The sequence below is a fragment of the Ferdinandcohnia sp. GQ5 genome (genome assembly GCF_059759275.1).
The window spans coordinates 129,787-155,320 of the sequence record NZ_JCAXEW010000015.1 but is presented as its reverse complement, the minus strand read 5'-3'; the positions used below and the strand labels follow the sequence as shown (position 1 = coordinate 155,320).

General features: G+C 37.1%; 24 protein-coding genes. 15 read left to right on the top strand and 9 right to left on the bottom strand.

Annotated elements, in window-relative coordinates:
- Positions 1-145 precede the first annotated feature (145 nt).
- Positions 146-1,546 (bottom strand): M20/M25/M40 family metallo-hydrolase, encoded by a 1,401-nt coding sequence (locus AC6CHV_RS18325; RefSeq protein WP_498079423.1) that lies wholly within the window; start codon positions 1,544-1,546, stop codon positions 146-148.
- A gap of 674 nt (positions 1,547-2,220) precedes the next feature.
- Here AC6CHV_RS18325 and AC6CHV_RS18320 point away from each other — a divergent pair.
- The 6 genes from AC6CHV_RS18320 (at position 2,221) to AC6CHV_RS18295 (ending at position 8,292) form a co-directional block, all read left to right on the top strand.
- Positions 2,221-3,423, top strand: coding sequence for an iron-containing alcohol dehydrogenase (locus tag AC6CHV_RS18320; RefSeq protein ID WP_498079422.1), 1,203 nt, complete (start codon positions 2,221-2,223; stop codon positions 3,421-3,423).
- Between the two features lie 182 nt (positions 3,424-3,605).
- Positions 3,606-4,367, top strand: a complete 762-nt coding sequence (locus tag AC6CHV_RS18315) for an NERD domain-containing protein (RefSeq protein ID WP_498079421.1) — start codon at positions 3,606-3,608, stop codon at positions 4,365-4,367.
- A 141-nt stretch (positions 4,368-4,508) separates the two neighbouring features.
- Positions 4,509-5,168 carry a hypothetical protein gene (locus AC6CHV_RS18310; RefSeq protein ID WP_121445137.1) on the top strand — a complete coding sequence of 220 codons (660 nt, stop codon included), beginning with the start codon at positions 4,509-4,511 and terminating at the stop codon, positions 5,166-5,168.
- Positions 5,169-5,333: 165 nt separating this feature from the next.
- Entirely contained in the window at positions 5,334-6,344 is a 1,011-nt protein-coding gene (locus tag AC6CHV_RS18305; RefSeq protein ID WP_498079420.1) for a DUF3231 family protein, read from the top strand.
- A 160-nt stretch (positions 6,345-6,504) separates the two neighbouring features.
- On the top strand, positions 6,505-7,017 hold the full coding sequence (locus AC6CHV_RS18300; protein ID WP_246006328.1) for a GyrI-like domain-containing protein: 513 nt from the start codon (positions 6,505-6,507) through the stop codon (positions 7,015-7,017).
- Positions 7,018-7,416: 399 nt separating this feature from the next.
- Positions 7,417-8,292 carry a YitT family protein gene (locus tag AC6CHV_RS18295; RefSeq protein ID WP_121445135.1) on the top strand — a complete coding sequence of 292 codons (876 nt, stop codon included), beginning with the start codon at positions 7,417-7,419 and terminating at the stop codon, positions 8,290-8,292.
- A gap of 128 nt (positions 8,293-8,420) precedes the next feature.
- On the opposite strand, the gene AC6CHV_RS18290 is transcribed toward AC6CHV_RS18295, so the two are convergent.
- The 4 genes from AC6CHV_RS18290 to AC6CHV_RS18275 all read right to left on the bottom strand — a co-directional run bounded on the left by AC6CHV_RS18290 (position 8,421) and on the right by AC6CHV_RS18275 (position 12,915).
- Positions 8,421-9,053, bottom strand: coding sequence for a LysE family transporter (locus AC6CHV_RS18290; protein WP_498079419.1), 633 nt, complete (start codon positions 9,051-9,053; stop codon positions 8,421-8,423).
- A 178-nt stretch (positions 9,054-9,231) separates the two neighbouring features.
- Positions 9,232-10,401 carry a Ger(x)C family spore germination protein gene (locus AC6CHV_RS18285; protein ID WP_498079418.1) on the bottom strand — a complete coding sequence of 390 codons (1,170 nt, stop codon included), beginning with the start codon at positions 10,399-10,401 and terminating at the stop codon, positions 9,232-9,234.
- 1 nt (position 10,402) lies between these two features.
- The gene (locus AC6CHV_RS18280) at positions 10,403-11,833 is read right to left on the bottom strand and encodes a spore germination protein (RefSeq protein WP_498079417.1); all 1,431 of its coding nucleotides are present in this window, start codon (positions 11,831-11,833) and stop codon (positions 10,403-10,405) included.
- Positions 11,830-12,915, bottom strand: coding sequence for an endospore germination permease (locus tag AC6CHV_RS18275; protein ID WP_498079416.1), 1,086 nt, complete (start codon positions 12,913-12,915; stop codon positions 11,830-11,832). Before AC6CHV_RS18275 ends, AC6CHV_RS18280 begins: the two co-directional genes overlap by 4 nt.
- A 205-nt stretch (positions 12,916-13,120) precedes the next feature.
- Between AC6CHV_RS18275 and AC6CHV_RS18270 the strand changes: the two genes are divergently transcribed.
- Complete coding sequence (locus AC6CHV_RS18270; RefSeq protein ID WP_498079415.1) at positions 13,121-13,771, top strand: RraA family protein; 651 nt, start codon at positions 13,121-13,123, stop codon at positions 13,769-13,771.
- 321 nt (positions 13,772-14,092) lie between these two features.
- Here the strand turns inward: AC6CHV_RS18270 and AC6CHV_RS18265 are convergent, their stop codons facing one another.
- Positions 14,093-14,359 carry a hypothetical protein gene (locus AC6CHV_RS18265; RefSeq protein WP_121445131.1) on the bottom strand — a complete coding sequence of 89 codons (267 nt, stop codon included), beginning with the start codon at positions 14,357-14,359 and terminating at the stop codon, positions 14,093-14,095.
- A 97-nt stretch (positions 14,360-14,456) separates the two neighbouring features.
- Entirely contained in the window at positions 14,457-14,621 is a 165-nt protein-coding gene (locus AC6CHV_RS18260) for a DUF4177 domain-containing protein (protein ID WP_121445130.1), read from the bottom strand.
- Positions 14,622-14,928: 307 nt separating this feature from the next.
- Here AC6CHV_RS18260 and AC6CHV_RS18255 point away from each other — a divergent pair, with 307 nt between their 5' ends.
- The 6 genes from AC6CHV_RS18255 to asnA all read left to right on the top strand — a co-directional run bounded on the left by AC6CHV_RS18255 (position 14,929) and on the right by asnA (position 20,786).
- Positions 14,929-16,086 (top strand): Gfo/Idh/MocA family protein, encoded by a 1,158-nt coding sequence (locus AC6CHV_RS18255; protein WP_121445129.1) that lies wholly within the window; start codon positions 14,929-14,931, stop codon positions 16,084-16,086.
- A gap of 17 nt (positions 16,087-16,103) precedes the next feature.
- The gene (locus tag AC6CHV_RS18250) at positions 16,104-16,832 is read left to right on the top strand and encodes a ThuA domain-containing protein (RefSeq protein ID WP_498079414.1); all 729 of its coding nucleotides are present in this window, start codon (positions 16,104-16,106) and stop codon (positions 16,830-16,832) included.
- Positions 16,833-16,868: 36 nt separating this feature from the next.
- Positions 16,869-17,966 (top strand): Gfo/Idh/MocA family oxidoreductase, encoded by a 1,098-nt coding sequence (locus tag AC6CHV_RS18245; RefSeq protein ID WP_498079413.1) that lies wholly within the window; start codon positions 16,869-16,871, stop codon positions 17,964-17,966.
- 314 nt (positions 17,967-18,280) lie between these two features.
- A complete protein-coding gene (queC, locus tag AC6CHV_RS18240; protein ID WP_498079412.1) occupies positions 18,281-18,955 on the top strand; it encodes a 7-cyano-7-deazaguanine synthase QueC in 675 nt (224 codons plus the stop codon).
- Between the two features lie 47 nt (positions 18,956-19,002).
- Positions 19,003-19,542: a VUT family protein gene (locus tag AC6CHV_RS18235; protein ID WP_498079411.1), complete on the top strand. Its 540-nt coding sequence runs from the start codon at positions 19,003-19,005 to the stop codon at positions 19,540-19,542.
- 242 nt (positions 19,543-19,784) lie between these two features.
- Positions 19,785-20,786, top strand: a complete 1,002-nt coding sequence (gene asnA / locus AC6CHV_RS18230) for an aspartate--ammonia ligase (protein WP_207899820.1) — start codon at positions 19,785-19,787, stop codon at positions 20,784-20,786.
- 68 nt (positions 20,787-20,854) lie between these two features.
- Here the strand turns inward: asnA and AC6CHV_RS18225 are convergent, their stop codons facing one another.
- Together AC6CHV_RS18225 and AC6CHV_RS18220 are read right to left on the bottom strand one after the other, a co-directional pair.
- On the bottom strand, positions 20,855-21,475 hold the full coding sequence (locus AC6CHV_RS18225; RefSeq protein WP_121445123.1) for a DUF3298 domain-containing protein: 621 nt from the start codon (positions 21,473-21,475) through the stop codon (positions 20,855-20,857).
- A 96-nt stretch (positions 21,476-21,571) separates the two neighbouring features.
- Complete coding sequence (locus AC6CHV_RS18220) at positions 21,572-22,411, bottom strand: serine O-acetyltransferase (RefSeq protein WP_498079410.1); 840 nt, start codon at positions 22,409-22,411, stop codon at positions 21,572-21,574.
- Between the two features lie 200 nt (positions 22,412-22,611).
- Between AC6CHV_RS18220 and AC6CHV_RS18215 the strand changes: the two genes are divergently transcribed.
- Positions 22,612-24,438 carry a MotA/TolQ/ExbB proton channel family protein gene (locus AC6CHV_RS18215; RefSeq protein ID WP_498079409.1) on the top strand — a complete coding sequence of 609 codons (1,827 nt, stop codon included), beginning with the start codon at positions 22,612-22,614 and terminating at the stop codon, positions 24,436-24,438.
- Positions 24,431-25,117 carry an OmpA family protein gene (locus tag AC6CHV_RS18210; protein ID WP_121445120.1) on the top strand — a complete coding sequence of 229 codons (687 nt, stop codon included), beginning with the start codon at positions 24,431-24,433 and terminating at the stop codon, positions 25,115-25,117. Before AC6CHV_RS18215 ends, AC6CHV_RS18210 begins: the two co-directional genes overlap by 8 nt.
- The last annotated feature ends 417 nt before the right edge of the window (positions 25,118-25,534 follow it).

Here is a 25,534-nt window from a genome sequence, read left to right as displayed (position 1 = left end):
TTTCATCCCTCCTTTTTACTACAAAAGGTATGAGGGGTGGAGATATTGTATGACTTGATTTCAATAAGTCTCTTTGGAGTATCTTTCTTTAACTGAAAAATGAACAAGCAAGGCCAAAGGGCCTTGCTTGTTGTTTAATTTTCTCTTATTTTAAAGACTGCTCATGATATAACTCAGGGTCTGCTTTCACTTTCGGTCCTTTTTTAGGTTTTGGCCCCATATTGTCAAAACGGGCTTGATCATAGATGGCAGAACCTACGATTTCAGCAACATCTTGGAGTTTTTCCTTACTTATTTTGTCTATGGAATCTTCAGGTGTATGATACCAAGGTTCTGTTGGACTGTGAATGAATAATGCAGCTGGGATTCCAGCTTCAGCAAATGGAACATGGTCACTTCTACCACCAGCATAATATGGAGTAGGTTCGCCATTCAGTCTTGTACTTGATGCTTGGGCAAGCTCAGTTACTAGATTTGGTTTACCATCAAGTGTCGCCATTGTTAGATTTCCGGCATCACGACTTCCGACCATATCTAGATTAAAGTTTGCGATAATACGATTGAGGTCGTCTTCAGGTAGGTTTGCTACATAGTGTGCGGAGCCAAGTAGCCCATTCTCCTCAGCACCAAATGTTATGAAACGAATTTCAGTATCTGTAGGTAGGTTTTTAAAGACACGAGCGAGCTCAAGTGTCATAGCGGTCCCTGAAGCATCGTCATTTGCTCCAGGTGCACCAGCAACGGAATCGTGGTGAGCCCCAACAACAATGACATCATCCGTATCTTTTTTCTTATTGGTTGGCTTTTTCGTTGCAATTACATTATGAGAAATACTCTCACCTGCTCTAGCACCTTCAACTTGGAGTGAAGTATGTAGGACCTCTCCACTTATAAGTGCTTCATGCAGTGCATCACCTTCTGCTTTCGTTAGCGCAACAGCAGGTACATACTTGTCGTTCGCTTCTCCAAGTGTTCCATTAACTGCTCCTGAAGTATTGTTGAAAATAATAACTCCTATTGCTCCTTTTTCAGCAGCATTTAAGACTTTCTCCCCAAACGAGATCTCGCCACGCTGAATAAGCGCAATTTTTCCAGTAAGGTCAGTGTTTTGAAGTTCAGCAACTGTCCCTAATCCTGCATAAACTAGTTCCCCTGAGACATTTCCATTTACAGTATAGGTGAAAGAACTTGGGTTGAGGGTACCATCATAGCCATTAACTGAAAGTTCAATTGCACTTGGAGGTGTATAGCCATAGAAGGTAAATGGTTGAATTTCAGTTTCGTAACCATAGGATTCGAATTGTTCTTTTATGTATTGAACAGCGTTGTGTTCTGCTTCAGTCCCTGCGACGCGTGGTGTTTCAGAAAGGTATGAAATATTGTTATAAATATTGTCTACATTAAGTTGATTAATCACCTTGTGATCAAAGAACTTCTCCTTCTGAGATTGCGTCACTTCGATTGGTTTTGCAAATACTGCAGGTGTAGCAATGGCACCAAATGCAAGTGTTGTAGTGAGTCCAAACGATACTACTAGTTTTTTCATGAAATTCCTCCTTTTACTAGATTCATAGTACAAGGTAAAGTTTATATCATTTGGAAAATTCTAATAAGTGTAGGAATCCTTAGACAAACATAGTCTTAAACTCATATTTATACTTCAAAGTGGCTAGAAAAGGACTTACTCCCTATGAGGAAAATACTTCCAAAAATAATTCGAGGTTTGGGTATTGTCACATTGAAGAAGGTAGCATGCTGGGAGGAGTTTAATGGTTTGTCAAAAATCTTCATCAGCATTCCAGCAAGTTTCCGTTTCATTTGCCTCCACCAAAATGCAGTCTGAATTAATTCTTCTAGATTAATACTGTTTTCAATCCCCATTTTTTTTATAAATCTTGTCAATATCTTCGGTACATACTTTCTACATCTTTATTGGCAAATGGACTCCTTCAAATTCATCATTTGATGAATTATAACGATGAACTCCAGCCTGTGTATCCTGCAAAAAAATTCGGTTGGAATTTGTTGGGGTGGCGATTGGACGTCATATTTGCTTAAAAAAAGAAACTAGATTTAGCTTTTCAAATTTCTAGTAGTCTTTTAATAATAATTAATGAATAAAATGGCAATACGTAAATAATTGTTAAAATCAGCGGATAGGAAATTAGGACGTGCAATTAGTTCAACCATACTCAGTAATAATAATAGGGAGGGGAAGACATGAGTTCAATATCAAGTGTTTATATGCCTAAAGCTATTTTTTATGGATCAGATTCCTTTAAACAATTAGGGATTGAAACTAGGAAACTAGGAACTAGAGCTCTTATCATTAGTGATAGGGTGATGGAGGATATTGGGTATGTTAATGAATGTAAAAATATATGCAATGAAGAAGGAATTGAGCATTCAACCTATTTGGATATTACATCCGAACCGACTGACATATTCGTTCATGAAGCTTTGAAAGTATTTAAACAAAATAATTGTGATGTCATTATTGCACTAGGTGGAGGAAGTTGTATTGACACAGCAAAAGCTGTTTCAGTAATTGCTACAAATGGGGGAAGTATTAGTGATTTTATAGGGAATAAAAAAATCGCTGATAAGAAGGCTGTTCCACTAATTGCAATTCCGACCACTGCGGGTACTGGATCTGAAGCAACAGATGTTACAGTCATAACAAATACTAAAAATGATGTTAAAATGATGATTAAACAACCGGCTTTTTTACCAGAAGTCGCTATAGTTGATCCTTTGCTTACACTTTCTTCTCCAAAACATATTACTTCAGCAACCGGGATAGATGCCCTAACACATGCAATCGAAGCATACATTTCAAGACGCTCACATCCATTCACAGATACCCTTGCATTATCGGCGATCAAAATGATTTACGATAACATTGAAGTAGCTTATAAGAATGGTAACAATATATTAGCAAGAGAAAAAATGTCTTTAGGAGCCTTAAAAGCTGGCATCGCATTTTCAAATGCATCTGTTTGTTTAGTTCATGGAATGTCCAGACCAGTTGGAGCTTTGTTTCATGTACCACACGGAGTTTCAAATGCAATGTTACTACCTGCAATATTAGAATATAGTAAATCAGCTTGCATTGATAGATTAGCTAATATCGGACTGTTTATTAGACCAGAGTTAAATGGTTACTCAAATGAAGAAATTGCAAATATCGTTGTACGAAAAATAAAGCAACTTTGTTTGAATTTGAATATCCCTAATATGAAGGGGTGGGGGATAGACAAACAAGAATTAGATAAAGTAGTTGGAAAAATGGCGAGAGATGCTATTACAAGTGGTAGTCCTGGAAACAATCCAAGAATTCCTACAGAAGAAGAAATTATTGAATTATATGAACTTTGTTTTGATTACAAGATGAATGAAGGTGTTAATGAATCAACCTTTTAATTGGTCAATTTCAATTGAAACGGAAAGCCGAAGAAGTAAGAAGGGCCAAGTAGCTCTTCTTTTTTTACAGTAATATTTTACCATATTTTTGCATTTTTTTGTAAAATATTGTGATATAATCTTGAAAAATAGGGAAAATTTGTTTTGGGAATTTACTGTATCAACTATACTTGAGGTGAAATATGCTTGAATTTTTATTAATTTTTACAGTTGCAATCCTATTCATCCTAGGAATACCAAAAGTAAAAGGGTTCCTAGGAGAAGCATCAGTGCGTCTTTATTTAAACAAACTAGATAAAGAGAAATACCAGGTGTTCAATGATGTTCTCATTCCGTTAAAAAACAGAAAATCGTCACAAATTGATCATGTTGTAGTGTCTCCTTATGGAATTTTTGTAATTGAAACGAAAAATTACAAAGGGTGGATTTATGGTGATTCTAAGAGCAAATATTGGACTCAGGTCATTTATAAACGCAAAGAGAAGCTTTATAATCCTATTTGGCAAAACTATGGCCATATTAAGGCATTGCAAGAATACTTAGGAATGGAGAACGAAGAACCCTATCATTCTATTATTTCCTTTAGTAACCGGGCTAAACTAAAAAAAATTGAAACTAGTAGTTCAAATGTAAGTGTCGTGTATTCTTCACGCCTTGTAGGTACTATCCTGGAACATAAACAAGTACATTTGTCTGCAGGAGAAACCAAGAAGATTGTTAATAAACTTGAGAAAACATTGAATGCTGATGGAGACAAGAAAAAGCAGCATGTTAAAAACATTAAAGATTCACAACGATTTTATCAATATAAAATTAACGCAAATATGTGCCCAAAATGTGGTTCGGAACTGGTCGAAAGAAAGGGAAAATACGGAACTTTTTTGGGTTGCAGCAGCTATCCAAAATGTAGGTTTGTTGAGAGTAACAAACAGGCAAATTTGTAATAGACAGCTTTTATTCGTCTTGTCTACACTGGCTACTAGTCAAAGCAGGCAAAAGGAGTTTCTATTAAATGGCAACATATTTTAGAATCCATAATAATATTTAGCCAAACATGTTATTGTAGAATGACAGGAGGTGTCCATGTGAATCAACAAAAGACGTTACATATTTTAAATGGAATGGAAATGTATACATATTTTAAAAGGACTTCATTCTTAGAAGACGAGTTAATGATCCCGTTTAACGAAGCAATGTGCTATGGAAACACCTGTGAAGAATTATTTTCTGAAAAATTTACTGAGATAAGGTCGAAAGTTCATCATGTTACACCTTCACAATATGCTGAAATTACCCTAAACCCATTGCAGCCTCTTTTTGATGGAGATTTTAATCGGATCATATTATGGTTTGATGAAGATATGTTTTGCCAGATTAATGTTCTCACCATTTTGGCTTGGTTAGACCTAACTGATTATAAAGGAGCAATCGAAATTCATATCGTCGGTGATGCTTTTCAAGCTGTGGATTCCTTTACATTAACGCCGAATGGATATTATAAACTCTACAAACAGGTAGTAATCGACAAAAAACTTCCTCAGGGTGTTTACCCAAATTCTCTACAGAAGGGGATTGGATTATATTTCAGTTATCTTACTAGTAATAGTGATCTGATGATGTATATTCAAAAGCATCAAGATATCCCAACAAATGAACTCGTTCAACTACTAATCCAACACTTTAAACATTATGGGTTGGGGGATACACAATACGTTGAAATTATTGAGGCCACTTGCAAACATTAAGCAATTTGATATGTTTTATAGATTCAATCATAAATAACGAAGGAATCTTGAATGCTAGCTGTAACTTGTTTTGATGAAAAATTTGGGTATTCTTTCCTATAATCTGGGCAGTGTATTAATAGGATTACACAAGTGGGATATTTAGAATAATTGGAGGTATAAGCATTGAGTCAGAAAAATCCTATTAATGTTTCAGAAGTAGGCACCCTTTGGCAGACATACCTAGAAAAGACGCTTATTATGAGGGTTTTGGAATACTTTATTGAAAAAGCGGATGATCATCAAGCTCGGAATATACTAGGAGGTCTGTGGCAAGAGCTAGATTTTTATGTGAAAGAGATGGAGGAAGTTTTTAAGGAACAAGGTATGGTAAAACCTGCAGGGTTTACAGCTGCAGATGTCCATTTGGATGCGCCTAAGCTGTATGACCACGGATTTGATATTATGTTTGTTCGGGTTTTAAAGGAAGTTAGCATGGGTTTATATACTTTAAATATGAACATGTCTTACAATAAAAGAGTGATGGCTATCTATGAAGGTCTTACATCGATCACCCAAAAAATTTATAAACTTGCAACTGCATATTTACTTGAAAATGGGATACTTTCTCCACCTCCATTCGTTACCATGCCGAAAGAAGTAGAATTCATTGAAACAAAGAAGTACTTAGAGGGCTTTAAGATTACCGGTGATAAACGAGCATTTAATAGCCTCGAAGTCGGATTCCTTCATCACACGCTCGAATCTAATAATATAGGGATGCAGCTGATTACAGGGTTTGCCCAATGCGCTCAAAACAAAGAGGTGAAACAATACTTTCTGAAAGGGAAGGAACTTGCAAAGAAGCAAATCAAATTCATGGAAGATATGTTACTAAAAGCAGATATTCACCTTTCTGCTAACTCTGGTGCAACGGTCACGAAGTCAACGGTACCTCCTTTTTCGGATAAGTTAATGATGCACTGCATTTATATTCTCAACGGATTTTCAATTGTTGGATCAGGAAGTGGTGTTTTTTTCAGTTTACGGAATGACATTGCCATGAAATCAATGATAATTGCTAAAGATATCTACTTATATGCAAGAGAGGGAATCGAACTTAAGATAAAAAACGGTTGGTTTGAAGAACCTCCCCAAACAGAGAACAGAGCAGAAATTATAAAGGGGAATGAATAAGTCGTAGGGGAAATAACGAACCTTGGATGATAATTAGAAAATATGTACATAAAAGTACGGAAGGCGTTGATCCAAGGAGGGATTAACGCCTTTTATGTGGAAATATTTATACTACAGAACGGGATTAAAAAGAAGCATTTTATGTTATAGGAGAATTATGATGCTTTTGGGAAAGGTTGTAGATATAGTGAGCTATGAAATTATTACATTACCAGGCTATCGGGCAGTAGGATTAAGATGGGAGGGTACATTTTCTGAGATTGTACCTAGTTTGAAAAACGTGATTCGACAAGTTGAAGAACGTGTTAAGGAGATAGATCACAAGGTGAATCCAAATGTTCAATTAGGTCTATCTTATCATGTAATTGAAAATGGATTTGTGCACTATGCAATGTATGAAGTAAGTGATAAGCAGGAACTTCCTAAAGGGATGATCGAAATAGAAGTTCCTGAACTAACGTATGTGAAGACCACACATAACAAAGGGGAAGATATAGAACAGACATATACGGATCTACATAAATGGTTATTTGATAGTGAGTATATCCCATTTAGGGAAGAGGGTGTAGATTACTATGATCCATATATGCCAATAAAACATGAACGTTATCCAGTTGATCGTGACCCTATTGATCCGCATTTTGATATCTATATTCCGATTGTCAAAGAATAATATATTCTTATTACCCGGAAATGATTCGAGTACCTAAAGGCAACAATTGAAGGTTTTTAAAAGTCTTTCGAAAAAGGCAGGGTTATTAATAGGAATCTCCTTCGAAACGCTAATCCGTAATTATAGATACCAAATACACCCAAAATGTAATCGTTCCGATCACAGTATCTACACGATAAATTAGTAAATTTTATCCAATGTCCTTAGAAAAAAGGCTTTATCAATTCATATAATATGACACGATGTCATATTTTTATTGACAAGTGACATGGTGTCATATAAAATTTTTATTGTAAATGACACTGTGTCACTACATTGTGAGTGAATATGGTTTAGAAAAGTAGCCCATAATGTACGTTAATTGAAAAATAAGAGATTAATTGGGAAAGAGGACATAATATGGAAACCAATTCTAAGCAAAGAGGAATGAAAGGGCTTAAGACGGTTGCGCGAGCATTAACCGTTATGATCGGGGCATTTATAACTGCATATGGACTGGAAGCGATATTAATCCCAAACAACGTTTCAGATGGCGGTGTAACTGGCCTAAGTATCGTTGGATCACAATTAATGGGAATTCCTTTAGGCCTATTAATTGCAGTATTAAATATTCCATTCATATTCCTAGGTTATAAACAAATTGGGAAAAGTTTTGCTATTTATTCTGTTATTGGAATTGCTTCATTAGCTTACGGGACAAGTATTATGCATCATATTCCAACCATTATTGAGGGAGATACACTGTTAGTAACTGTCTTTGGTGGTATTATCATCGGTTTCGGTATGGGATTGGCTTTACGAAATGGCGGTGCATTAGATGGCATTGATATGTTAGCTGTATTGCTATCAAGAAAATTACCTTTTGGGACAAGTGACCTCATTTTATTCTTAAATTTATTTGTATTTATCATCGTTTCGACTGTTTTTGGGCTACAAGGCGCCTTCCTATCGGGAATTGCATATTTTATTGCTTCCAAGGTGATCGAAACTGTTGAAGAGGGGTTAAGTGGTTCTAAAAGCTATAAAATTATTACAAGTGAGCCTGAATTAATGGTAGAAACCATACGTGACCGTTTAGGTCGAAGCGCAACATATAACCTAGCTGAAGGCGGTTATTCAAACGAAAAAATCAAAGAAATTACTTGTATTATTAACCGTTTAGAAGACAGTAAAATGAAAGAAATCATTTATCAAATTGATAAGCATGCCTTTGTTGTTGTATATGATGTAGCGGAAGTTAAGGGTGGCAACTTTAAGAAAAGGGACATACATTAATAAATAGTGATTCCATGTATTGTTTCGAAGGTAATGAGTGGATCCCTTTGTGAGAAAATATCGATCGAATTGAAAAGGTGAATTTTAACTAGCTAAAAAGTACCATACTTTAAAAGAAGTATGGCACTCTAATTATGAGCCTTTTCTAGGGCGAGTTTGATTCCGAATCCAATCAAGATCGTACCAGTGATTGCTTCAATGATCTTCTGTGATTTAGGTTTTTTCATAAAGGCACTGACCTGGTTGATTAGTAAGACATAGAGAAAAAACCAGATAGCGGTCAATACAGTATACGTAATTCCCATCAGGAGAAATGGAATGAACGTGTGGTTTCCTGCGTCTACGAATTGAGGTAAAAAGGTTAAGAAAAAGACAGCAACTTTGGGATTTAGGATATTGGTTAGGAACCCTTGTTTAAAACAAGATGTATTTGCAAACGGTCTTTTTGCGTTGGAATCAATGGTGGCAGCTTCTTCCTTCTTCCTCAATGACCATAACGTTTTAATCCCTAGATAAATTAAGTAAATAGCCCCTACATATTTGAATGCAGAGAATAACAATGCGGACTTCACAATGATGGCTGAAAGTCCGAATACAGCAGCAGAAGTATGGATAAGGAGGGCACAACATGTGCCTAAAGCCGTTTTTAGGCCTCCAATTCTCCCAACTGTAAGAGTATTCTTTGTAGCAACGGCAGTATCAGGACCAGGTAATATAATTAGAAAAATACACATAAGAACAAACAGATAAAAGTTTTCCATTTCCTTATCCCCATTCTTATTAAGGTCAGATATGTAATTCTTACAGTATATTATATAGAATGCGTGTTGTTTATTGAACAGAAATATTTGTTTAATTGATTTGATTTTTAAGATTTTATATAGAATTACAACCCAAAAATACAAAAACTCACCAAAAACGGTGAGTAAATTTTTTGAATCATTCCTTAATCTCAATTTTACGATTTTTAAATGAACCTGAATGCTCTAATATGATATGTGCTTCAATCGATTTTATACTATCCTCGCGAAGTAATGTATCTTGACTTTTTAGCTTTTTCCAATCAGCATTATACTTTCGGAAAAGCTGATGTTCGAAGTTTAAAAAATCGATATCATGCTCCAAACCTAATCGATATAATTGTCTGATTTCAGAAATGATGGCTTTTTGTACGTATTCTTCCATGGCATTTACATGAAGTGTGTTGTTTTTAATGCGATTGCTGACAATCGCGTTAGCCAGAAAAAGGACTGTAAAGCGAAAGTTTCCGTTTTGTTCTTCGGGAATGATATTTACCGATTGGTCTTCAAGTACCGCAATAAATTCTGGATTTCTTTCATTTGGTAAAAGTAAGGAGGCACGTACAGTTTCAGGAGCTATCCACCGCATGCCTTTTAGTTTCTCATACGGAAAATAGCCTTTATATTTCTGGTTATCGAGAAAAAATGCTCCATCAATCGCTAGTTTTGCCTCATCTTTTTTATTTTTCTTCCATTGTTGGTCATCGATCGTGAGTGATGGAATATATGTAGTACGACCAGGATCAAAAAACTCACGTGCAAATTGATTTAACTTTAGCGGCCTAATGGTCGATCTTTGTTCGTATGAACTTTCTGGACTATGAAGAATCGTATTTAATGAATTTTGATTAAAGAATCCATTTGTCGATAAAATATCCAATATGGAGTTCTTTGTCCCAAAAATCCATGGAGTTGGGCGAAACTCATAATATCGTGTTAAACCATCAAAGATACTATCCATCCCTTGTTCAAGTGCATTTTCACTCAGAACAACAGCTGTCACATGTGCCCAAAGAAACCGTTCTTGCGAAGTATGATATGCTTTGAAGAATGCATCAATAAAGGTTTTTCCGCTTGTTTGAGAGACATACACTTGAGGTGCCCCTCTATCACCGTTTTCTGTTTTTGCGACAGAGGTTAATCCAATCATCTGAATCGAGACATAATACTCCCCATCTCGGTAATCAACACCAATAGCAGTAGCAAAGTTTTGATTTTCAATTTCTCCTATGTCATTTTCACAAGCTGTTAAAACGAAAAGACATAGTACAATTTTTATTAAGCAAACTATCATTGTTTTAAGTTTCATGCTATTTTCTCCGCTTCTGAATGAATGAGATTCCAAATTTTTTTCGGTCAAGTGGATTCAAAAACAGGGCTGCTAAGTATTCTTTGAATGTTAACGAAGCAACGGGTTCAAGATAGGCTACTTTTAAAGACTCTAATGTTGATAGATAAATAAGAACGCTAAAAAATCCTATAAAAAGTCCGTATATTCCTAAAAAAATAGAAAGTAACAAGTTATACACCCTTAGGATACTGACGGTTCCAACCAATGATTGATTCACAAGTGTGTAGCTTGCGACTGCTGTTAACGCAATGACTACAATCATCGTGGGGGAAGCAAGACCAGCTCGAATCGCTGCATCACCGATAATGATACCCCCGACAATCGAAACTGTTTGTCCAAGAACAGTTGGCATCCGAACTCCTGCTTCTCTTAATATCTCAAACAACCCAAGAATAAATATTGCTTCCAGTCCAAGTGGCAATGGCAAACCTTCACGGGAGACTACGACGGTTGCTAATAGGGCAAACGGTAGTTGGTCAATATTGACAGAAGATAACGAAACCCAAAAGCCCGGTAGGAAAATAGCGACGATTAAGCCAATGATCCGAATAAGCCGTCCAAAGAGAACAAAATAGTATGGAAAATGCACATCTTCAGGTGATTTTATTAATTCAAAAACATTTATTGGACCAATCAATACAGAGGGTGAACCATTTACAATAAGAAGGAATCTTCCGCGTAACATACATTCAATGACATAGTCAGGACGTGTCACATAATCAAATAAAGGAAACAAAGAGAACGAACGATCAGATAGCCATTGCTCTAATTGACCACTGCTGACCACGCTTTCGCTTTGAAAGTCCTCGAGTCGCTTCCTGACTTCCTCAATGATTTCCGGGTTGGCTTTATCATTCAAATAAAGCAGAGAAACCTCTGTTTTACTTAGCGAACCAAGGGTGAAAGATTCGGAATAGAGCTGATCGGTCTTCATTCTTTTACGAATCAATGAGATGTTGACATTCATCTCTTCAGTAAAGCTATCTTTAGGACCCTTAATCGAAACCTCTGTCGTTGATTCTTGCGGTTTTCGTTGTGGCACATTGCTAATATCGAATACATGAAAAAACGGGGTACCTTCCCGATAAACAATTAAAGAACCAGAAAACACAAGATTGACCATTTCCTTCATGGTTTTTATATGTTGGACTGGTGGAAGATCTTCAGAATGACTGCGAGATTCTTTTTTTTGGATGCTCAGTAGAATTCGATTAAAGTATTCATTTAACTGTTTGGAATCCAGCATACCTTTACAATAAAAAGCTTGAATATACTCATTATTTTCGATTGGAATAAATTCAATATCAGCATAATGACTGAAAAAACATTTAATCACACGGCTAGTCAATATTCCGTTTTCTAACAATTCGTCTAATTGTGTCATGTTCATATCCGCAGGGTTCCTTTCTTCTTCGGCAAATAGCTAATAATGAATAAAGCAGTTAACATGAACACCGCACTAATAAAAGCAGCGGGATAAAAGTACCGTCCGATTAATGTTTGAACCCACATGTCACTTAACGGAATTAATGTCAGTAATCCTAATGAAAGCGAAGCAACGATGAATATATGCTTTTTTTTCACTGGTTGTAAATGACCTTTCACCATATCTGAAAGAAGAAATAATCCTAATGAAACACGGATGAGTTCACCGCTTAATAATTGAAACACCGCTAAAAAATCTACATGTGAAATATAATTCCCCAAGGTAATAAGTCTCCATTGTTCAAAAGCGGGGAACCGCATATCTGATGCAACTGCTGGGCCAAATGAAGACAAAGATCCCATGGTAGGGCCAAGGATCAGAATAACTAAAATGGTAATCAATAAAAAAAGGTTACCTTTTGTAAACGACTTTTTTAAGTGGTGTTGAATGAGCAACAATACAAGGAAATCTGCACTTCCTCCAAGAATAATAATGCTTCCTTTAATAACGGGTTGATATCCTTCAATAAGAACAGGGAATAGATACGAATAATCTTTTTCTTTAAGAGTAAAAGTTGCTACAAAAATTCCAAGCATCCAAACAACCGGCAATAAAACCGCGGAAGTATAAATAATTGATTTTAAGCCAGTATAGGCGGACCAAATACAAATCAAAAGGAAAGGGAGCATCACGATAAACGATGGTGTTCTCGGCAGAAAATAAATATTAATAGATTGGATCAGATCATAAAAAGAAATGGCAGTTATCGTGAAAACATAAACCCAAAGGAAGGCTATTAAGACACGAGATATAGCGGCGCCTGCACGTTCCGTAATCCAGTCATAAAGACATATTCGTTGTTCGTTTTTTTTCATAATCAAATAAAGAATATATCCCCAAAACAGTAATAAGACATAGGCAACAATTGCACATAGCCAGGCATCCCGTCTTCCCGTACTAAGCAAATGAGGCATGATGAGCACATGATTAGAAATTCCAATAAAAAGAATAAGGACAAATAATAACTGAGTACGTGAGAAATACATTCTTAACACCACCAAATTAATTCCCGATGCTGTTAGGATTTGTTTGTGTTACCAAATTATGCATATGTTAGTAAGGGATAAAACGAGTACGAAGTATATTCAACATGGTTTAACGCCTTTTTTCGTATAAATCATACAAGTCCTAAATATTATCTATTAAATGGTTGTGAAATACGGACTATAGATGAAGGGAGAAGGAACTTGTATGGGAAATGTAGGATTTCGGATTCAGGGTGAGTTTGATAGACCACCTCGTAGACTAGTTGTTGCCTTTAAAGGGATTCCGGTTTCAAATATTGCAGATAACATGAACCGGACATCCTGTATTGGTAGAAAAATAAGGCCATACAATTCAGCACCACTCATTGGATGTGCTTTTACAGTTAAAACTAGACCAGGTGATAATTTGCTGCTACATAAAGCAATTGACTTAGCCTCTCCTGGCGATGTCATTGTGGTTGATGGGCAGGGCGATATCACTAATGCCCTAATTGGTGAATTAATGATTACCTGGGCACAAAAGCGAGGAATCGCCGGGTTTATTATCAACGGAGCGATTCGCGATGTGGGAGTTATTAAACAAATGACGATTCCAGTGTACGCAGTGGGTGTAACGCCGGCTGGTCCGTATAAGGATGGCCCGGGTGAAATCAGTATTCCGATTTCTTGTGATGGTGTAACCGTCCACCCAGGTGATATTTTGGTTGGTGATGACGATGGTATTGTGGTCATCAATCCTAATGATGCACCTGAAATCCTTGAGAAAACCCGTAAAACGGTAGCAAAAGAGGCTGAAATAATGGTGGCAATCAAAAAGTACATGGGACAGAACGTGGGTGGATGCAGCGCTTCTTGAAAAGGGGTGTGAGTTTATTGATACTACTAAAAGATAAAGGCAGTTTTTGGTAACACAAGTGTATTAAATTCGAGAAAGAAGTATTAGATGTGGATCAACAAATGTAGGATTAAAGCATATAAATTCGAAATCATGATCAGTGAGTAAAATAATTTTTTTAGAACTGCTCTCAATAAGAGTAGCTTTTTTGGGGGAGGACCTTCATTTTATACTGACATATAATAGTAACCTAATCGTTTTTTTGTTCAACAAACGCACCCAGATCATTTAGAAAAATGCATCTTCATTTATTTTAGATATTCTATTGTTAGTATACTAAGACTATGAATGCAAAACACAATGGATAAAATATTTTGCATTCTCTGCGTCTTTTTTTCTTACAGAAACAATATATTGTTTTTCGTAATTTTTATTCATTCCGAAACTTCCAAAGTTTCCTCTTATGGTACCAGGACCCAACCAATTTTCTGAAGGGTCAAAAATTTTATAGGTATATTTAATGTTTTCTCTTTTAAGTATTGCTCTTATTTTTAGTAATTCTTCCATTGAAAATCCTATATAAACATCTACTAAATTAAAGAAAACCATATCCATCCCCCTTAAATACTTACAATATATACTTTGCTTTTTATAAATATTTCGCAATGTTAGCATAAGAAGTGATAGTAAGGTCAAACACTAAGAGCTAAGAAATTTCTCTCTTAAAGTAAAAAATTGTTCCATTAACACCTGTTAATTCCCAACCTTCTTTACCAAGTGAATTCAACTTTTTAGTCATTGCTGTATTAAAATCAATATCGTTATTCAACTGAATCTGGATGTTTTCGATTTTATATTCAAATTGCTTCATCTAAGAACCTCCTTAATTATTTGCTAGGGAATCTTATTTATATTACGATCCATATTAAAAATGGTTTCACCTTCAAATATCTACTTGTTAATAAAATACAAAAGCTCTTATTTGTTTCTATTTTTTGATTAGATTTCCTTTTATTTTCTAATTTTTTATTTAAAAAGTTCTTTTATTAACTTTTTCAATATTAACTTTTGTTATATTTATACATTTCCTTAGCAAATGATTGTATATGTAATTGTAAAGATATGTTTAAATAAAGTAGAGTAGACTTACAAAGTATATGTCTGAAAGGGAGGAAACTATGAAACAAGTAAATATCGGTATGATAGGTTATAAGTTTATGGGGAAAGCACATAGTCACGCCTATCGTGATCTTCCGTTGTTTTTTCCAGATCGGCTTCGTCCTGAAATGAAAGTGATATGTGGCAGAAATCAAGAAGCGGTTGCAAAGGCAGCTGCACAGTTTGGTTGGGAAGAGTATAAGAGTGATTGGCGCGCACTTGTTGAACGTGATGATATTGATTTGATCGATATTAATGCACCAAGTGATGTACATAAAGAGATTGCGATTGCTGCTGCTGAAGCGGGGAAACACGTTTTTTGCGAAAAACCGTTAGCGCTTACACTACAAGATTCTAAGGAAATGCTGGCGGCTGTAAAAGACGCGGGTGTCAAGCATATGATTGGCTTCAATTACCGTTTTACTCCGGCTGTTAGACTTGCGAAGAAACTGATTGACGAAGGTGCATTAGGGGACATTTATCATTTTCGTGCTTGGTTTCTTCAGGATTGGTTAGTGGATCCGAATTTTCCACTTGCTTGGAGACTTCAAAAAGAGATTGCGGGTTCTGGTTCACATGGAGACTTAGGCGCTCATCTCATTGATTTGTCCCATTACCTAATCGGTGATATCACTGAGGTGATTGGTATGAGTGAAACTTTTATTAAAGAAAGACCATTACCAACCAATATGACAGGGCTATCAGCAACAGGGAGTACCCAAGGGAAAAAAGGTCCAGTAACAGTCGACGATGCCACATTATTTATGGCGCGATTCGCTAATGGTGCATTAGGTAGTTTTGAGGCAACTCGTTTTGCAACAGGGCATCGCAGTACGAATTCGTTCGAAATTAATGGTAGTAAAGGGAGCGTTATTTTTGATTTTGAAAGATTGAATGAGCTTCAGGTTTATTTTACGGATGACAGAGAGGATGCTCAAGGTTTCCGTCGTGTTTTAGCAACAGAACCGAGTCACGACTATATTGACCGCTATTGGCCAGCAGGGCACACGATTGGCTATGAGCATACATTTATTCATGAAATCGTAGAATTTATGGATGCGATTCAAGAAGATCGTCAGCCAGTGCCTAATTTTGAAGATGGTGTTAAATGCCAAGCGGTCTTAGAGGCAGTGGAAAAGTCAATTGAAAAACGCCAATGGATTACAATATCTGAATGAGTAAGGAGCGTTCATCTATGCAAAAAAAAGCATTAATTGTTTGGGGTGGCTGGGATGGTCATGAGCCGGAACAGGTTGCCCAGCTTTTTAAAAACATGTTGGTAGAAGAAAACTTCCAAGTTGAGGTCTCACATTCACTAGATACATATGCTGATGCTGAAAAACTACAATCACTAGACTTATTGGTTCCTCATTGGACAATGGGGGAGATTGAGAAGAAATATGTTCTAAATATTTCTCAAGCGGTAGCCAGTGGAGTTGGCATTGCTGGTTGTCATGGGGGAATGTGTGACTCATTCCGTAATAATGTCGATTGGCAGTTTATGACGGGGGGAAATTGGGTGGCTCACCCCGGTAATGATGGGGTTGAGTATATGGTGAATATCAAACATAGTTCAAGCCCATTGCTTGAGGGCTTGTCTGATTTTAAAGTCGTGAGTGAACAATATTATCTTCACTTCGATCCAGCTGTGGAAGTATTAGCCACAACGAGATTCCCGGTTGTAGATGGACCACATGCGACTAATAAAGCAGTCGACATGCCTGTTGTTTGGACAAAACGGTGGGGGCAGGGAAGAGTTTTTTATAGTTCTTTAGGTCACCATGCCGATATCATTGAAATGCCGGAAGTGTCTCTTATTATGCGTCGTGGATTTTTATGGGCAGCAGAAGGAAAGCAACTGGCTAATGAACGAGCAGATTCAGGAGATGTGCGGACATATACAGGTATGGGAGATAGTCAGTAAAAGGGAAATCACGTACAGAGCGTAAGGGGGAAGAATATGAGTAAATTGAAACTTGGCATTATCGGATGTGGAACCATTAGTTCGATCTATTTGGAAAATCTTCAAAAATATGAACATCTTGAGCTAGTGGCTTGTGCCGATTTAGATGTGGCCCGCGCAAAGCAGCAAGCAGAAAAATTTGGAGTGCCTAATGCATTTTCTGTTGAGGAGCTATTGGCGGACGATGAAATTCAGTTGGTGGTTAATTTAACAATTCCTCGGGCGCACGCGTCAGTTAGTCTCAAGGCATTAGAAGCAGGTAAGCATGTGTATACGGAAAAGCCCCTTACTGTGTCTCGCGAAGAAGGGAAACAAATTTTAGAAGTAGCCAGAAACTATAATTTACTCGTTGGTGGTGCTCCAGATACTTTTTTAGGTGCTGGTATTCAAACTGCCATTGATCTGATTGAGAAGGGTGAAATTGGTGTTCCGATTGGGGCATCTGCATTTATGATTAACCGAGGCCACGAACATTGGCATCCCGATCCAGCATTCTACTATGATCATGGTGGCGGGCCGATGTTTGATATGGGGCCCTATTATTTAACGGCATTGGTGGCATTATTAGGTCCAATGAAGCGGATAGCGGGTACAACAAGAATCAGTTATCCGGAGCGAACGATATTAAGCGAACCTAAGAAGGGGACAACAATTGATGTTGTAACACCAACTCATATTGCAGGAACCGTTGATTTTGCTTCAGGTGCTATTGCGACGATTACGACAAGCTTTGATGCTTTTGGAGGAACGTCTTTACCACCGATTGAGGTATATGGAAGTGAGGGAACACTACTTGTCCCAAATCCAAATACATTTGGCGGTCCAGTCAAAATCAGAAGAAAAGATGAAAAGGAATTTGTAGAAATTCCACTCGCTTTTGAAAATCCTACTAATAACCGAGGCATGGGTGTCGCTGATATGGCAAACGCGATTCTACATAATGAATCTTTCCGTGCAAATGGTGAGTTAGCTTATCATGTTTTAGAAGCCATGCATGGTTTTCATGATTCTTCGGATAGTGGACAGCATTATCAACTGGAGAGCACGTGCGAGAAACCGAAAAAATTCGACTTGTCGACCTATTCGTATATCTAATTAACTGTTAAAAGAGAATTATACCAAGAACGTCATTTCCCCCCATTGTTGTCTGAAATAGTATGACAATGTCGGGGGGTGTGTTTTGTTTAAAATGTTATGTATGGAAATATATGGTGGGACAAGGGGCCTGTCCCTGTGACCCAAAATTTTTGTACCACTGTATTGACTTTTGTGATACTATAATTTTTAGTTGAATAGAAAAATCCGTTTTTTAGCGGTAGAGGTTCTAGCACCCCTCTTTAAAAAAACTAAGATGAAGCAGTACTTCTCTTGGGGTACTGTTTTTTCTTTTGTCGGAAGGAGTTTTAAACATGTTAAAAGATGAAAAGGCGGTAGTGGTATTTAGTGGTGGGCAAGACAGTACCACGTGTTTATTTTGGGCCTTAGAAACTTTTAAAGAAGTTGAGGTTGTGACTTTTAATTACAACCAACGACATAAGCAGGAGATTGAGTGTGCAAAGGCGATAGCGAGTGAGATAAGTGTTACCCAGCATATTTTGGATATGCAGCTTTTAAATCAACTTGCTCCAAATGCGTTAACTCGAAATGATCTGGAGATAAAGGAAGGAGAAGAAGGCGGGTTACCATCTACATTTGTACCTGGCCGTAATCTACTCTTTTTATCATTTGCTGCTGTTTTAGCAAGTCAAGTCGGTGCGAAACACATCATTACCGGTGTTTCCGAAACTGATTTTAGTGGGTACCCGGATTGTCGCGATTCGTTTATTAAATCTTTAAATGTAACGATTAATTTATCAATGGATCAACAGTTTGTCATCCATACTCCGTTAATGTGGTTGGATAAGGCACAAACATGGAAGCTTTCTGATGATCTCGGTGTCTTGGATTTTATTCGTGAAAAGACATTGACTTGTTATGAGGGTGTCATTGGAGACGGCTGTGGTGAATGCCCTTCCTGCAAATTAAGAAAAAATGGATTAACTCTTTACCTTGAATCACGTAAGAGAGTTGAGGAATTCAAATAATATACAATTTATGTAAAACAACAAGAATGTAACTTAGGGGGATTATCATGAGAGTCATTTTATATCTTTTATCTATTATTCTAGCGAATGTGATAACAGCAGCTTTTCAACCGATGACACTAGGTGTTTTCATCGTACCGATGGGGACACTTCTAATCGGAGCAACATTTATTTTTAGAGACTTTGTTCAAAATCGTTATGGGAGAAAGTTGACTTACGTCTTTATATGTATTGCCTTGTTATTATCAGCGCTTGTATCATTTTTATTAGGTGATACATTATTGATTGTCTTTGCATCTGCGATTTCATTTTTACTTGCAGAAACAACGGACACTGAAATTTATACACGACTTAAGTTGCCAATGAGTTGGAGAGTTTTTTACAGTGGCTTAGTGGGTGGATTACTCGACTCAGCAGTCTTTGTCATCATTGGTTTAAGTCCACTTGGTGCTAACTTTTTGCCATGGGAAGCTGTTCCAGCCGCTATTATTGGTCAAGTTCTAGTGAAAACAATTATACAAGGGATTGGTGCGTTTATTCTTCATCAAATTAACCCATCAATAGATAAAGAAATCGTATCACAATAAGAGAATTTATATTTACAGGAAAAGCTTGGATTAGAATATTATATATCCAAGCTTTTTTATGTTTGTTGTGATGTAACTTACACATTTTTTTGCACTTTCCCCATACATTATAGAATTATAGAGCATTACTGTAACACTTTAGGGCGCTAGCACATAGGGTAATAAGTCTAATAAATGGAGGAGTCTACTAAAAAACGCGGACTCCTGCTTACATTCTCGGAGGTGAATGGACAATTACTTCTATATCATTACAAGGTGAATACAAATCAGTGTTGGATATTCTTCATACACAAGCTGCCATTAATGAATTAAAGAATTATTTTGAGAATACGTTTTCGAAGTCAATGCGTTTATTAAAGGTATCAGCCCCATTGCTGGTTCAGAATGGCGAGGGAATCAACGATGATTTAAATGGGTATGAGCGTGTCCTGTCATTTGATGCGGCTGATATTAAAAATAAAAACATTGAAGTGGTTCAATCGCTTGCGAAATGGAAAAGAGTAGCTCTAAGCAGATATGGGTTTGCAAAAGGAACTGGGCTATATACTAATATGCATGCGATTCGAAGAGATGAAAAGCTAGATAATCTCCATTCGATTTTTGTGGATCAGTGGGATTGGGAGAAGGTCATTTCCAAAGAAGAGCGCAATCTGGGGACGCTGAAGCAAGAAGTTAGAAAAATTTATCAGGCAATCAAGTCGACCGAACTCCACATGTTTGGTCTGCATTCGCAACTGACCCCGAAATTACCTAATGACATTTTCTTCATTACAGCCCAAGAGCTTGAGGATATGTACCCCTATAACACAACAAAGGAACGAGAATTTATCATAGCCAAAAAACATGGTGCGGTTTTCATAATGCAAATTGGTGGAGTGTTACGTTCAGGCGAGCGACATGACGGACGTTCTCCAGATTATGATGACTGGGCCTTGAATGGGGATATGCTCTTTTGGAGTCCATTATTACAAACCGCGATTGAAATTTCTTCAATGGGGATACGAGTCGATGAAAAAGCCCTCCTCAAACAGTTAAGGTCATCTTTTTATGAAGACCGGAAAGGATTACCTTATCATAAAGCAATCCTCGAAAAGAAGCTCCCTTATACAATTGGGGGAGGAATTGGGCAGTCACGATTATCTATGTTTCTGCTAAAAAAGGCACATATAGGCGAAGTTCAAGCTTCGGTATGGAATGAAAAAATCAGAACTGAATGCAAAAAACAGAATATCTTTCTGTTGTAGAGTGCAATAAATGGTAAAAGCTTAAATGGAGGAAAGGAACATTCCCCATTTAAGCTTTATTAAATCTATCAATCATTTGTCGCCATTCTCCCAAGGGGTCCATCTTCATCAATAATATCTTGAATGTCATAGACGGATATTGGAAACATCGGGAAACCGAATACATATGGTGTCAGGTCATACAGTTGAAAATAGAGGACTAGCGTTTTGTCAGCGATATAAAATTCTTGGTTTGGGCTTATCGTTGTGAATTCAGATAGTAAATCAATATTACGCTCTTTGATTTGTTCGGAAACAAGGGTGGATAATCTTTTTACATAATCACTGCCTGGTTTAAATAGATCCTTGAGATCGCAGCGTTTCCCCTTTTTAAGATCAAATGTTAATGATCGGATAAACGTCATGCCGTGGGCGGCCCTATCATGGTAGGTATAGTTTGTTTGTGTAAGGCTTAAAACCTGTCGCTGGTTATTTTTAATTTCGTAATATCCGAGCATCTCTGCCACGGTAGAGGGCATATTTCCAACCTGAAATGAAATCAGTCCTTGGGCTTGTTGTAGAATCGACTGGTTAATTAATTGCTGGAGTTTTTGATTCCGCATCCTTTCAACTTGAGGATAATAGACTCTTTTTTGAGGGCCAAATCTGACAGCTTGTGTTCTTATACTAACTGGAAATGAAATAGGCATACATCACAGTCCTTTTTTCCATATCATATTCTTAAAGGAAAAGAGTGTGAAAAAAAGGAAATTGCCTTTTATAAACAATTTCCTCAAAAAAGTAATCTATAGCATTTTATTTTGAATAACTGTTACGACCTTACTTCCAGCTGGAATGCTCCGAGTAAGCCAGACGTTTCCGCCAATAATGGAATCTCTTCCAATCACGGTTTCTCCTCCAAGAATCGTAGCCCCTGCATAAATGGTCACATTATCTTCGATGACCGGATGACGCCTTTTGCCACCTTTGATGATTTCGCCATTTTTATCGCGGTCAAACGAAAAGGCACCGAGTGTCACACCTTGATAAAGAGTTACATCGTTACCAATCAGGGTAGTTTCCCCGACAACAATGCCAGTTCCATGGTCCATAAAAAAACTATGACCAATTGTTGCACCAGGGTGGATGTCAATTCCTGTTTTACCATGTGCATATTCAGAAATACCACGAGATACTAACGTATATCCCATTTTATGAAGTTCATGAGAAATTCGATGAACAATGATTGAGAGAACACCTGGATAAGTGAGCGCAATTTCTTCATAGCTTTTCGCTGCAGGGTCTTTTCGAAATGCTGCATCGACATCCTTCATAATGATTGATCTTAATGATGGTAATAATTCAAGAAAGGTATACGTGTCTTGATTAACGACATCCTCGTCGTTTTTATGTGATAAGATTTCCTGTAACAGGCTTTGAAGCTTTTCCAGATTGTTTAATTCGTACTCCATATTCCGTTCTTTACTTGTACAATAGTATTCTGGTAAAAGTACTTCTCTAATGGTGTCAATAAAAGTAGGAATCAGCTTTAAACTATGATTTAATCGAGAACACAAGTGTTTTTTTGTATTTCCGATTTCTGTATGCAATTTTTTATAGATATGTAATAAGTCATTTTGTTCCATCTGTATCATCCCCATTTGTATCATTAATTATAAAGTAACGTAAAATTCAAATTATTGCAAAGCTATTACCTTATTAAAATTGTATCGTTCTAATTGGTTTGATATCACATCTCTTTTTTCATTCAAATGCATGATTTGTCCATTTTTCGAATAGCTATAAACAAGGTGAAAAATGGACGTGCAATGAAGGAGGAGAATGAATGGTTGAAGCAATCTTGAGGTTGTTTGTGAGTGAGCAGCAGGCAGAGGCTGTCTTGACTAGTCCACTGATTGAATTAATTTTTATGGCGCTTTTTGTGGGATTTGTGGTGGCAATCCTGGTTCATTTTACGTTGTACAGCAAACTTAGGAGAATTCGTAATTATATCCGTGACACCAATTCGTTAGAGATTGACCCACTGAATCGAATTCAGACGGATTTTGAACAAATGAAACAAAAGGAATCGGTGAAGGTGGAGACTTTTGTTCAGAATAAAATTTCCGGCTGGCGTGTGTTTAATGTGCCAGTTATCAATCTGATTAAAATTGTTCAGATGACGGTTTCCATTTTTATTTTAATAGGTGTACTCGGGACGTTCATTGGGCTTGCAATGTCACTCGGCAGCATAGACACAACCGGTGACATGCTAGTGGAGAATGTCGCAACCGTCCTTGCAGGAATTGACGTCGCATTTTACACAAGTATTGCTGGGATGGGACTTTCGTTGATTATGACGATTGTTACTCGGGTTGCGAATACGGAATTTATGATAACCGATATTATGCTTAAGACTGAGTCCATTCTAGAAGGAAATGAACAGGATGGAATGGGGCGTCTTATTGCTGTTTCGGAAACCATTAATACCTCTATTCTTGAATTACGTAACTCGAATCAAGAATCCCTACAGAGTATTGTAAATTCGTTTAAAGGGTTTCAGGAGTATACAGTTGGTTTGCAGCAATCTGCGAAGGATTTGGCGAAATTTAATGAAGGGCTTACGGAAAATCTAAAACAGTTTTCGGCTATTTTTCATGGTGTGCAGGAATTAACGGAAGGCTTTGATCAAGGCGTGAAAAAGTTGAACCAAAACTTTGATCAATTGTTTATTTACTTTCAGAATATGGACCAGCGCAATGAAAAAATGAGAAGTGCTTTTACAGAAACCTATAAAAAGGTAGCGGAATTAACAGCTGATCAAAAGGAAACGATGAATCATTTTCAGCAGTCAGTGGTTGATATACGAGAGTATTTTTCTTCCATTGCCCAGAGGCAGGAAGCAATTTATGGTGCGTTTGATAAAATGAATGAACAAAGTGAGCACTCTATTAATTTAATGAAGGAGAACAATCTACAGTTTGAGCGAGTGTTTGGAACGGATGTAAGTTCTAAGTTAACCGATATTATTTCTTCAATACGTGACGTCCGCAATGATTTTAAGGCCCTTGGCAACTCGATAGGTCGCTTGCCTCATGCGCTTGATTCGATTAACAAAGCCCAAAGTGAATATAAAAATCTTTTAACCTACCGTTTTGATGAATTGACACAGTTTACCCATGAATTTAATTCGCATCTGCAGGTTCATTTGACAAATGCCCAGGCGATTGAAAGTTACCTGAGTGAAGCCTCGCGTTCAAATGAGCAGGTAGGCATGAAATATATGAAGTTATTAAATGAAATCAACCGGACCATTACACAAATGGGGGATTCCTTCCAATATAAAGAAAACCAGATTGACTCAAGTGTGAATGCTTTACGGGATACGCTTTCGAAATATGTAACAAATCTCGAGGGAACACTTGGAGAAAAACTCGATAAAGTAAGTCGAAATATTAATGAGTACATGCTGGAAATGAATGAGGCTGTGAAAAGAGAGTTTAAACAAATTGGTGAAATAACAGGGGATGTGGGCCAGAGAAATGCTCGCCAATTGCAGCAAACTTTGGGTGATATTGGTCAGGAATTTCAGCAGTTGAATCGGCAACTTCAATCAATTGCTCAGAGTACGGTTCAAGAAAACAGCCGGGTAAGGATTGGAACCAATGATTAGTAAATACCAAAGGCTTTTTCACCGTGAACAAGAGGAAAGTTCATTTTGGCCGTCATTCACCGATTTACTGACATCAGTACTGCTGTGTTTTATTTTGATTTTTATCATCATGATGGTAATTAAATCCTTTCAAATTCAAGAAATGAAAAAAACAATCGATCAAATCATGGGTGTCAGAGTGGGGCTTATAGAGGATCTCAATCAAAAATTCAGCGACGCTAGCATTGAAATTGATGAGAAAACTGGGGCCTTGATTTTTAATACAGATATCCTGTTTGAGTATGACTCATCTGTACTGAAACCGGAAGCTTTTACGTTTTTGGATGAATTCGTTCCAGCTTACTTAGATGTACTCCTTGAAAATGGATATGAAGAGTATATTTCAGAAATTATTATCGAGGGGCATGCAGACAGGGATGGCACATATTTGTATAACCTAGAACTTTCCCAACAGCGGGCATATAGTGTAGCAGAATATATACTAAGTAGTGAGTTTCCATATAAAAACATTCAGGAGCATCTAAAAACAAAGCTAACCGTAAATGGGAGGTCCTTTACCGATGGCCGCTCCGACTCCGATGGAAACTATAACGGCCAAGCCTCCCGGAGAGTCGAATTTAAATTCCGGTTGAAGGACCAGGAGATATTGGAGAAGACAAGAGAATTGTTGGGGAACTGAAGGGGATGCGGTATTGTGCCGTGTCCTTTTTTGTTGGGGTTGGGACACAGGAGGTCCCTTGTCCCAGATTTTTCAGTATTGGCTGCTCTCGCGATACGTCCTCTCAGAGACGAGCGTGTCCTGCTAGCTGGTTTTCGCTTGACAAGCTAGGGATAAAACAGATTAAGAACTTTATTAGAATTGCTTAATAAAATTATAGTCGTTTTCGAAATTACTTTTTCCTTTTTCTTGGATTTTAAGAATGTAAATAGACTACTGATCTATCTAAAAGCATATGCAATTCATATTTTCGTATGCTTTTATTGCATTTTTCCTTATAAAACATGCGCGAATGTATAATTTTTACAATTTATAACTCTTTTTAGTTCATTATTACCTTTATGTGGATCTTACGAATGTAATAACACTACCAATCTA